The following is a 9,400-nucleotide window of genomic DNA, read 5'->3' as shown; positions in this document are numbered from 1 at the left end:
CGAATTTGCTGATTCGAACTGTTTGCTAAGGCCAGCCGCAAAAAAACCGCGTTTATTCGCGGTTTTTTTGTACCTATCAAAAGTAACTCTCAATCAAAACCCGATGGCATGGCTTGCCGTCATCGTTACGCATCCGTTGCCCCAAACTGACGATCTTCATGAGCTTGCCCTCGTAGTCCCAAGGCTGATTTCGAGTTAAACACTCTTTGGCTCGTTTAAGCGCTGGCGAGCCAACTAAAAGATAAACGGCTTTGCGAGGTTTCACGCAGCATTCTCCGTAGCAATGTTTGAGGAAGTGATCATAGACAGTGAACGTTCGGCAAACTTAAGCTCTGCTTTGCGCATATCAATGTCGCGCTCTACATGCAGTGTGAAGTTGTCACAGAACACGCCTTTCTCTTTCTGGTGCGCGTTCAGCTTCTCTTTAAGTTGAGTGATTTCTTGATTGAGCTTTTCAATGTACGACTTGAAGTAAGTCTCGCTGCCGATTTCCAGCATCACCGATGCAGGACTACGAATGATAGACAGGTCATCGCATGTAGATTCGTTGCGTAAAAGGTTAAGAACACGCTCGCCATCTTGAGTTAAGCTGTAATTCTTGCGGTCTGGCTTACCGTCTTGCGCTTCAATTTCGTGTGACACTAAACCCTTTTCGGTCATGCGACCGAGTTCGCGGTACACTTGCTGGTGGCTAGCTTGCCATGCGCCAGATTCAGGCATAGTTCGGTTTGTTAGGTCATAGCCTGTTTGTGTTCTCTGTTCAAGAATTGCTAGAAGTAGATTACCCAAAGTCATAGTTAGTTACCTTTTGTTATTGATGCCAAATTTCACCCGTATCCTCGTCAATAAATCCATGACAGAGATACTCTCTACTTGTTGAGTAATGCGTAAGTCTTCCCTTTAACGCCTTTTTGTTGCGGTTGTGCCAGTGCTCGTATCCGGCAGTAAACGCATATTGGTTGTTGTTGTAGTCTGCATAATGCAGATCTGAGCCGTTGCGAGCCTCACTCACTCCCGCCGACCAGCTTGCTAGAAAATCGTCACGCTCATTGAGTTTGATAGCTTGTCGCTCATCATCATGCACCCCAAGTAACGTGATAATTCCTAGCCCTTGCATGCGGTCAATGACGGTCGTATCGAAATAGCCGATGTAGATTTCATCGTGCGGGATAAACTCTACTTGTAGTGGCATTTCGTAGACCGTTCCATCTAGCGGTAGAGCTTCCATAAGCTCTATGAGTAGGCTCAACTGGTTTTTTGGAATTGCCATTGGCCAGTGCCTTGTCTAGTTGTTTAACCACATCTGCACACATGGAAAAGCGAGGCATTTCATTTCGTATCGCTTTTTCGTCTGCGCCCTCAATAAAGGCTTTCGCCTCATCTGCACTTCCTAACACCCAACTCACACACACGTTCGCTACCGCGCCAGCGTTGCGGCTAATGGCCATCGATACTGTTGCTCCGTGGTTAGACAGGACAATAGTGCCTTTGCTGGTATTGAACGTTTTTATGGTCATTTTCTGCAAATGATTGAGCGTGTTCGGAATGCGGAATGAGACTACCACATCAAAATTAAGATATGCAATAGCTAATTTGCCCCTTAATATCAAAAAAATATATATTGATATTAAGTTGTGTGTTCGGAATAAAAAGTTGTTGCCATAATCCAAAAATGGGATTAGATTACGCCACAAGCAAACAGTCGGAGCCGTTTAAGAAATGAATCTAATTCACGGATTTTGCAGCACTAACCCACTAATTAACCCTGATATGGTGCTAATGCAGAGAGGTACATACGCCCACCAGCTAAAACGACTTTTCACTGACAGCAAACTACGTGTTGGCCATCTTTATGAGATGAAAACGACAGCAAGTAGCAGTGTTAAGTTTTGGGATTCACTCTCTGCTTATTTTGATGAGATTACTTACAAAGCCAAAGAAAGCTACACAGAGATTGATTCTCAATATCAATTTTTAACCTATCTAGCTGATGCAGTTTACTTGATTGAAAAAAAGGGCATTGATTGGGATGTCACCATCCAGTCATTGATTTTGGACGATGACCAAACGCAAGAAACCCACGATCAACAGCTACGCAACATTAGCCACCTTTTGAAGATGACAAAGCAGTACGCAGAACAGTTTTAACGATGCTGACGATCTACCCATTGGACGAATTTATTAAGGCTAATTTCCGAAGCAATTCGGAGTTTGCCAGGATACATGGCGTTGTCTTAAACACGGTTTACAAGATGAACGCCAACGGAGTTCATGCCAGCGGTGATAGAAACAATTACACCCTCTGGTATGGCAAGAAAAGCGGCAGTGAACAACAGCAATTGTTCTAGTTCCACCAGCAACGAAATAAACATCAAGAGATATAGAGCATGTTGAATATGACTTTATTTGAACTTATTAACCCTAGCGACCCACTCACTTTCTACGCCCCGAACCTTGAAGTGGCGGCGGTCGTCGCTTACTCGCTATCAAGCCACTACGGCGCGGTTTCAGTCGATAATCCCGAAGAACGTTCACCGATCCTTTTGGGTTGGGGAGACTGGTTTGAGGAAAGAAACATCGATGGCGAATGGATGAAAGCAAACCATCTTGTTTTAGCCGATGCCTTTGATTCATTAGTGATTGGTCAGCCGGAGAAACGCGCACAGTTCGACGCGACACTGGCTGCACTATCTGACAGCCAGAAAGAGGCATTTAAGAAAGAGCATCACGATAAGAACCGCTCAAGCTTAAAAGATATTGTCAGCTTTGCTCACAAATACGCCGAGAAGTGCCGAGAACTACACAAACAAGAACAGGGGAAAGCCAATGCAATTTAAACAACTAACTAAAGGCGATGTGGTTTATGTCAGACGTACCGTTAATGTTAACTCCGGTTGGTGTACTCGAACATTAGGCACGTTCTTTATTCCTGCCGAGGTAACAGCGGTTACTAAGGCACGTTTTAAGGCAATGGTACTACGGGACGTTTTAAGCCCTATTGAAATGACGTTTAGACGCGATGATGGCGTAGAACATCGAAGCGGTAGCCAACGTCTAATCGCATTCAATCTAGGCCAAGAGACGAGCGATGGCGTTGTTACTGACCAGCTTAAAGAATGGCAAGAATGCTGCAAATTGGCTCGGGATATTCGTGACGTTCGCCACCTAGTGAACGTTAACGATATTGACCCTATGCAGATGACCCAAGCGCTATGTGACGAAGTGTTGGCGGTGATTGCCAAGCTACCACGAAAAGCAAACGGCTATTAACTTTCCATTGGCTGCCAGTTCGCTGGTGGCCATCCCTATCCTGATTTACGACTATGAACACATTCGAATCATTCCTTTGTGATCTACACGACCACATTAAGCGGGAGGACTTCTTAGCAAGTCTATACGGCGATATTCGTCGCTGCATTAAGAGCCACGGCGTTTTCGTGCTGGCTACACCAGATTTTACCTATAGTGTCGGGCATGCTTATCACGATTGGCCTGACATTGTTATCAATCATCCAGCGCACACAACGGCGCACATGATCATCATGCAGCTTCACCACCACTGGAAAGAGCACGGCTTTGCGCTTGGACGCAATGATCATGTTATCCAGACAAAGAACGGGCAGAGATTACCTGTTTATATCGAGGAAATATCGAATCTCGAAGCGCTGGTGGATGAATACACGGTACAGGCGAATAACTTCTACTGTAGCCATCCCGAATATGTTAAAACCACGCCCAAGTTCGTACAGGTCTATTTCCCCGATGAAAAGGGTAAGTTGCCTTTTGAGGATGGATTTAATGATGTGTTCGCACAGCCATCATTAAACGAACTGAATAACCAAAAATAGAAACATCAAAATAATAGGTATCAATAGAAATGCGTAAAATTGTTTGTCTACTCCCGCTGTTGCTGTCTGGTTGTGTCGCTGTTTGGGGACAGTCTTATAACATCGACATTGCAAATGAGGACTATGTACAGGTCAACTATGATTCAGCAGTGATCAACTATAAGGCGATGCTAAGCGAGGTTGCCGCGCATTGTGCCAAGTACGACAAAGATTACGTCAATGACAGCACGATTATGAACGGTTGGGGGATCACAATGGCCGTTTATCGCTGCGTTGAGAAGAAAGAGAGCAACTAACCATGAAGCCACCAGCACGGTGGCTTTTTTGTGCATGGAAAATAAAAATAGGCACAATTGTTGACATTTAAATCTAAATAGGTACAATTGTGGATGTTGGGAGTGAGTTTATTCCCACGTTCTTTAAAAATCTGAGACTTAACAATTACTTTATGAGGTGATCTATCGGCAAGTACCATACAGATAAAGACATTAGTAAGGCAATCAGCGAAGCAGTTAAAGCTGGTTGGATTTGGGAGTTAAGCAAAGGGCATCCAGCAGGGATTCTCAAATGCACCCACAAAAACAAATGTCACCGAATGTCAGTACCGTCTACCCCTATCCCAAGCAAACGACTTTGGTGGGCTAAGCGGATTAGAAAAGCTGTAAAACAGTGTAAGTAATATCAATCCCCTTGACTGCTCAAGGGGATTTTAAAAGTCTCGATTTTTTATTTAATTAAGTATCAGTGATACGGAGAGAGAGTTCGATGAGTATCTATGAGTTCACTCTAAACATCGGCAATATCAACATCACGAACGACAACGATTTACTCGACGTATCGTGCAAACTGTATGAGGGCGCTTGCTCTGACGCTGCGGTTATGTCTGTTGATGAAATGCTATATATCGAATTTGAGCGAGAGGCAGATTCCTTTGCTCAAGCTGTAACACAAGCAATCAAGGATGTGGAGTCGGTAGATGGCTACAACTTGCAGGTTATCTCTATTGAGGGCGACCTTGTGAGTTTGGGCGAAGCTGCGGAGTTCACCGGAGTTAAGAAAAGCACACTAGCAAAATACAAAAAGGGCACATTTGGCGGCGGCGGCTTCCCTGTGCCAGTACGCAAAGCTTCAAAGAAAGATCCTCTTTGGAGGCTTAGCGACATAGCAGATTGGCTATACCAAAAGGGCAAAGTTACTAGCGAGCTAGTAGAACGCGCTCGCATGATGGATGTAATTAACCATCACCTAGAAACCAGATTGATGAAGAATAGCGATAAGTACGCAAACCTACTCATCAATATCTAAACTAACCTAATAATACCCATAAAGTAATAAAGTCTCAGTTGCCACCAGCGTATCGCTGGTGGCTTTTTTTATGGTTGAAGCTAAAATGCCACTAATTGCTTAAAAAGAGGATTGATGATTGAAAGAGTTTGATTTCGCACTGGTGGCCAAGTTCCAAGGCGACATGAACGCAGACACGCTTTGCGAGCTATCTAATGCGCTGTTTGAGGTTGGTGCTAATGATTGCACTGTATCGGCATCTGGCAGCGATATTCGTATCGAGTTCGACCGAGAAGCTAACTCATACAGTGAAGCCGTTCAAAGCGCAATGCAGCAAGCTAATCAGGTTAGCGGCCTTACCGCGCTCAGTGTGGCCAATAGCCAATAACGAGGTTGATCTTATGACGACTCAATTAAAAGAGTTTGACGCATCCGACTACCTAACCGACCAACAGACAATCCAAGCCTATATTGATGAAGCGTCAAGCACTGGTGAACCCGAGATTATTGCAGAAGCTTTAGCTACCGCTGCCAAGGCCAAAGGTATGGATAATACCTTACAGCCACCTAATGACCCATCTTTATCCTCGCTTATCTCGCTGGCGAACGTGTTAGGCGTATCAATTAAGTTAGGTATTAACGGGGAATAATATATTCCACTTTTTCGGTCTAACCGAACTACTCATTGGTTATCCTGTTCGGAATTTATTCAATTTAGTTTCATTTCTCCATAGAACTGAAACTAACCCACCAAATTTTGATTTTTAAGGCACTTTTGACCAGTGCTGGACACTTTTTTTCAACTATTTTTGCTTGGCCATTGACGCGCGTATTTCGATTTTCTAACTTTAGATTAAAGAAAGAAAAGCATGATAACTATATCAAGTCTTATCGCGATGGCCATTGCGGTTTATAAGTTGGCCACACCAGAACGCATTGAAAGAATTAAACTTTCTATCGAAGCATTCAAAACCTCCAAAGAACTGGTTAGTGATCTGACCAAGCTAACCAAACAACTGCGAAAGCTGGTGTTATACGTTGATCTTGGCCTGTTCCTAATGCTTCTAAGTGACTACGCCGAGCTAATAATCCCAATCGTGGTCAACTTCCCAACCTAACCCACACGGCGCGCCTTAATGGTGCGCCTTTTTTGGCTCAAAAATAGACAGAGATTTATGAAATGATCATATTTTATGTCTCTTTGTGATAAATGTGTTCGGAATTTAAAGTTGAAGTGGTATATTAATTTCGTTCCTAATCCCTTTGTAGTTAAAGGGGATGTTTAGAAACGGGAGTTACCTAATGATTGTCTATAAAGTTGGACGTTACACATTTTCTGCTGACCTACGCCGATACTCCAAACAAGTCGGCCAAGAGGGCAACTACACACTAGGCTTTTGCACGGTCGAGTACCTACCTAAAGGCAACAGCCTTTACCATCCAGAGCCGAAGTTAATCGACAGCAATAAACCATATGACATTATCGAGTTTGACCCTAAAGCTAAGATCAACGGCAGCCTGGCAATTCAGTGCAAAGCAGACAAGCACAACGCGACACAAGCCGAGGAAATTAGCTGGATTGCTATTCAAATTGACGCACCAGATGGCGACTTAGACGGGCTAATCCGAAGAATCGCAGCGGAGGGCGGTGTAGAGCTTAATGAGCAAATCTTGAATCAGACCCGAGAAAACATATACATGCGCTACTCAACACCTACTCAAAGCGATCCTGCAACGGTTGGCGCGCTTATTCGCAACACATCAACCCTTAAGGCCGACTTCTATTACAAAACCCGTATCGAGTCGCTAGCGAAGCATTTCAACACCACCAGCCGACAAGCGGAATGGTTGGTGTTTATCGATAACGGCTCAAAGATGGCTAAACGTGACGATGGCTGGCACCCAACATTACTCGACCTAGACGAACCCGCTACAGAGAAAGAGCTTAATGAGCTGGTGGACGCTGGCGCAATCGCCTTTGATGCAGAGAGCAACACGTACACCAATACCGAAAAAACAACCTTAGCACTGAGAGAGAACTACCTGTAATCCTCCACCAGCAAATGTGAACAATTAGGAGCAGATTATGACATTAGATGATTTGGTTTTTCTTGTTTGGAAAGACGCAACCATTGACGGCAACGAACTACACGGCGTAGTGACGTTAAACGAAATAGAATTACTTGGCCTTGTTCGTGAGGCATTCGAGCGCAAAACTGGCCTTAAGGCTCAACACATCGAGCTACGCGCCATCACTAGCGAACCAGACGAGTTTTACGCTGACTTACCACGCATCAAAGTGGGAGAGGACGAGTAATGGCGAAAATCATTATCGAAATCACGCAGCCAAAAGACCATAGCGGCGTTTACGTGTTTAACAATGCCATTGGCACGTCATTGAACCTTGAGCTGAATGTAGAAACGGAGGCGCACGAAAAGCTGGCCTCCGCCGTAGCCAATAAGGTAGCAGACGTTCTTGAGTTAACCATTAGCGATGGCGTTAAAGCGGCCACTCAAGCCGTTATCAATGAAAGCATTCAAGACAAAACATGTTAATCAACGGAATTGAAGTTACACGCGCATTAATCATCCGTAAGCCGTGGATTCACCTTATCCTCGCTGGCTTAAAGGTTTGGGAAATGCGCTCTACCAAAACCAAAATCCGAGGCACCATTGCCCTAATTGAACAGGGCACTGGTTTAATCGTTGGCCTAGCGAACTTAACCGACTCTTTAGAGCCTCTATCGCATGCAGAATTGATGGCCAACTTTGATAAACACAAGGTGGACTATGACGCTATGCCTGAGCTGGCTAAATGGCGTTGCCCTTGGGTTTTGGAGGACGTACAGCGCATTGAACCAATCCCTTATGAGCACAAGGTAGGCGCTGTAATTTGGGTAAATATCTAGGAGTAATCAAATGGCTCGCTGGTGGAAGAAATGCAAATACACGATCGAGTACAAAGGCTATGTGTTTGAGTACGACACAGCCGAGGAACTAGGGCGAATGGTGGCGCAATCTGGCTGCGGTATGGAAAACCCTTTCGACCCTAACACCGTGGAATTTGACCAGTTCTATGACAGCTACGCGACAACTAAGGAAGAAATGGCCAAGGCGGCCAAAATAGCAAGAAACGGCGAAGTGTCGATCGCCTTGCTTTGATAAACAGTGCCGTCCATTAAGAATCGTTTCATATATAGCTCAAATCATTTACAAGAGCATTAATAGGTAATATTAGTTTCTTGATTGACGGCAAGTAAATGCATAATATTTCGGGCGGCAATTGCCAATAAAAATTCTAAATAACAAAGAGTAAGAATCGAATGTTTGTCATAAAACTTATCATAACATTATTCGTTATAACGCCAGTGGTGGCTTATTATTCATTTCAGGCTGGAGGTCATATCATCCCTAGTGATGGTGATTTCAATTATTGGGGAGCCATCATTACGTCAATCATCACCACGATTACAGTGATCTGGTATTTAGGGAAGTACGAGGATTCACGCCTTATAAAGCGAGCTAATAGTTTAGGTGTTAATTCAGAATATGTATCGCTGTATGGTGATAATGGCCTAATAATCGATAACGCCAACAAAAAGATATTTGCTGGAACCAAAAAGAACGGAAAGGTCTTCAATTATGATGATGTTTCTAGCATTGAACGAGAGGACGTTCCATTTGGTAGAATGATAAAGTGTGTAATTCACATTAACACTCTAGACTTCGACACGCCAAGAGTAACCGTAGGATATTCTGATTCTAGCGCCCAGCGAGATCGAGCATTCTCCAAGCTAAGAGCGGCATTAAAGATTAGTTAATGCTAACCAAATAAAAAGACACCGCCCATCGTGGCGGTGTTTTTGTATCTACAATAATTGACTATTCGGATCAAAAAATTCCCTTTTTGGGGAAAGAATGATTGACTATACGCATGCTGAGTACGACTAAGTAGATGCAGCAACCGTTTAGATTGAGGTGAATATGAACATTAAACCTATCAAAACTGAGGAAGATAACCGCGCTGCACTGGCGCGTATCTCTGAGATTTTCGATGCTGAACCAAATACGCCAGAGGGCGATGAATTGGAAGCGCTAGCAACGTTAGTCGAGGCGTTTGAAGAAGCTCATTATCCAATTGCTCCACCTGATCCAATTGAAGCTATTAAGTTTCGCATGGAGCAGTAAGGCTATAGAAGATAGAGATCTTGTGCCGTTCCTTAGTCAGCGTAGTCGCGTTAATCCACACCCCCAACCATTACACCCTA

At 44.1% G+C, this 9,400-nt stretch carries 19 protein-coding genes; 16 read left to right on the top strand and 3 right to left on the bottom strand.

The genetic code is table 11. The annotated features are described in order from the left end of the window. Window positions 1-76: 76 nt before the first annotated feature. Genes R7E47_RS20130 through R7E47_RS20120 form a run of 3 tightly spaced genes read right to left on the bottom strand, consistent with a single transcriptional unit; the run spans window position 77 to window position 1,270 of the window. Window positions 77-265 (bottom strand): hypothetical protein, encoded by a 189-nt coding sequence (locus R7E47_RS20130; protein ID WP_104968909.1) that lies wholly within the window; start codon window positions 263-265, stop codon window positions 77-79. Continuing rightward, on the bottom strand, window positions 262-795 hold the full coding sequence (locus R7E47_RS20125) for a PadR family transcriptional regulator (RefSeq protein WP_054866672.1): 534 nt from the start codon (window positions 793-795) through the stop codon (window positions 262-264). Before R7E47_RS20125 ends, R7E47_RS20130 begins: the two co-directional genes overlap by 4 nt. Window positions 796-811: 16 nt before the next feature. Continuing rightward, a complete protein-coding gene (locus R7E47_RS20120) occupies window positions 812-1,270 on the bottom strand; it encodes a hypothetical protein (RefSeq protein WP_048626724.1) in 459 nt (152 codons plus the stop codon). Between the two features lie 449 nt (window positions 1,271-1,719). Between R7E47_RS20120 and R7E47_RS20115 the strand changes: the two genes are divergently transcribed. The 16 genes from R7E47_RS20115 (at window position 1,720) to R7E47_RS20040 (ending at window position 9,320) form a co-directional block, all read left to right on the top strand. Next, the gene (locus tag R7E47_RS20115; protein WP_206954311.1) at window positions 1,720-2,148 is read left to right on the top strand and encodes a hypothetical protein; all 429 of its coding nucleotides are present in this window, start codon (window positions 1,720-1,722) and stop codon (window positions 2,146-2,148) included. Window positions 2,149-2,387: 239 nt separating this feature from the next. Next, on the top strand, window positions 2,388-2,837 hold the full coding sequence (locus R7E47_RS20110; RefSeq protein WP_238952803.1) for a hypothetical protein: 450 nt from the start codon (window positions 2,388-2,390) through the stop codon (window positions 2,835-2,837). Continuing rightward, complete coding sequence (locus tag R7E47_RS20105; RefSeq protein ID WP_206954315.1) at window positions 2,827-3,270, top strand: hypothetical protein; 444 nt, start codon at window positions 2,827-2,829, stop codon at window positions 3,268-3,270. Before R7E47_RS20110 ends, R7E47_RS20105 begins: the two co-directional genes overlap by 11 nt. Window positions 3,271-3,323: 53 nt before the next feature. Then, window positions 3,324-3,848 (top strand): DUF4262 domain-containing protein, encoded by a 525-nt coding sequence (locus R7E47_RS20100; protein WP_206954317.1) that lies wholly within the window; start codon window positions 3,324-3,326, stop codon window positions 3,846-3,848. A gap of 29 nt (window positions 3,849-3,877) precedes the next feature. Continuing rightward, window positions 3,878-4,144 (top strand): hypothetical protein, encoded by a 267-nt coding sequence (locus R7E47_RS20095; protein ID WP_206954319.1) that lies wholly within the window; start codon window positions 3,878-3,880, stop codon window positions 4,142-4,144. Window positions 4,145-4,613: 469 nt separating this feature from the next. Next, window positions 4,614-5,153: a helix-turn-helix transcriptional regulator gene (locus R7E47_RS20090; RefSeq protein WP_169629026.1), complete on the top strand. Its 540-nt coding sequence runs from the start codon at window positions 4,614-4,616 to the stop codon at window positions 5,151-5,153. Between the two features lie 118 nt (window positions 5,154-5,271). Continuing rightward, window positions 5,272-5,520, top strand: a complete 249-nt coding sequence (locus tag R7E47_RS20085; protein ID WP_206954321.1) for a hypothetical protein — start codon at window positions 5,272-5,274, stop codon at window positions 5,518-5,520. A gap of 13 nt (window positions 5,521-5,533) precedes the next feature. Next, entirely contained in the window at window positions 5,534-5,782 is a 249-nt protein-coding gene (locus R7E47_RS20080) for a hypothetical protein (RefSeq protein ID WP_206954323.1), read from the top strand. Window positions 5,783-6,001: 219 nt separating this feature from the next. After that, the gene (locus R7E47_RS20075) at window positions 6,002-6,250 is read left to right on the top strand and encodes a hypothetical protein (RefSeq protein WP_158174315.1); all 249 of its coding nucleotides are present in this window, start codon (window positions 6,002-6,004) and stop codon (window positions 6,248-6,250) included. A gap of 184 nt (window positions 6,251-6,434) precedes the next feature. Then, a complete protein-coding gene (locus R7E47_RS20070; protein WP_206954325.1) occupies window positions 6,435-7,181 on the top strand; it encodes a hypothetical protein in 747 nt (248 codons plus the stop codon). Between the two features lie 37 nt (window positions 7,182-7,218). Beyond that, window positions 7,219-7,449, top strand: a complete 231-nt coding sequence (locus R7E47_RS20065; protein ID WP_206954327.1) for a hypothetical protein — start codon at window positions 7,219-7,221, stop codon at window positions 7,447-7,449. Further along, a complete protein-coding gene (locus tag R7E47_RS20060) occupies window positions 7,449-7,688 on the top strand; it encodes a hypothetical protein (RefSeq protein WP_206954329.1) in 240 nt (79 codons plus the stop codon). Before R7E47_RS20065 ends, R7E47_RS20060 begins: the two co-directional genes overlap by 1 nt. Then, the gene (locus tag R7E47_RS20055; protein ID WP_206954331.1) at window positions 7,682-8,041 is read left to right on the top strand and encodes an ASCH domain-containing protein; all 360 of its coding nucleotides are present in this window, start codon (window positions 7,682-7,684) and stop codon (window positions 8,039-8,041) included. Before R7E47_RS20060 ends, R7E47_RS20055 begins: the two co-directional genes overlap by 7 nt. 10 nt (window positions 8,042-8,051) lie before the next feature. Continuing rightward, window positions 8,052-8,294: a hypothetical protein gene (locus R7E47_RS20050; RefSeq protein ID WP_206954333.1), complete on the top strand. Its 243-nt coding sequence runs from the start codon at window positions 8,052-8,054 to the stop codon at window positions 8,292-8,294. A gap of 161 nt (window positions 8,295-8,455) precedes the next feature. Further along, window positions 8,456-8,953: a hypothetical protein gene (locus R7E47_RS20045; RefSeq protein WP_158174320.1), complete on the top strand. Its 498-nt coding sequence runs from the start codon at window positions 8,456-8,458 to the stop codon at window positions 8,951-8,953. Window positions 8,954-9,116: 163 nt separating this feature from the next. Then, window positions 9,117-9,320 (top strand): type II toxin-antitoxin system HigA family antitoxin, encoded by a 204-nt coding sequence (locus R7E47_RS20040; protein ID WP_242542070.1) that lies wholly within the window; start codon window positions 9,117-9,119, stop codon window positions 9,318-9,320. Window positions 9,321-9,400: the final 80 nt, after the last annotated feature.

It is taken from the genome of Vibrio sp. Vb1026, assembly GCF_033338745.1.
Taxonomy (GTDB): Bacteria; Pseudomonadota; Gammaproteobacteria; order Enterobacterales; family Vibrionaceae; genus Vibrio; species Vibrio alginolyticus.
The sequence above is the reverse complement of the archived record's forward strand: the minus strand, read 5'-3'. Positions and strand labels throughout refer to the sequence as shown.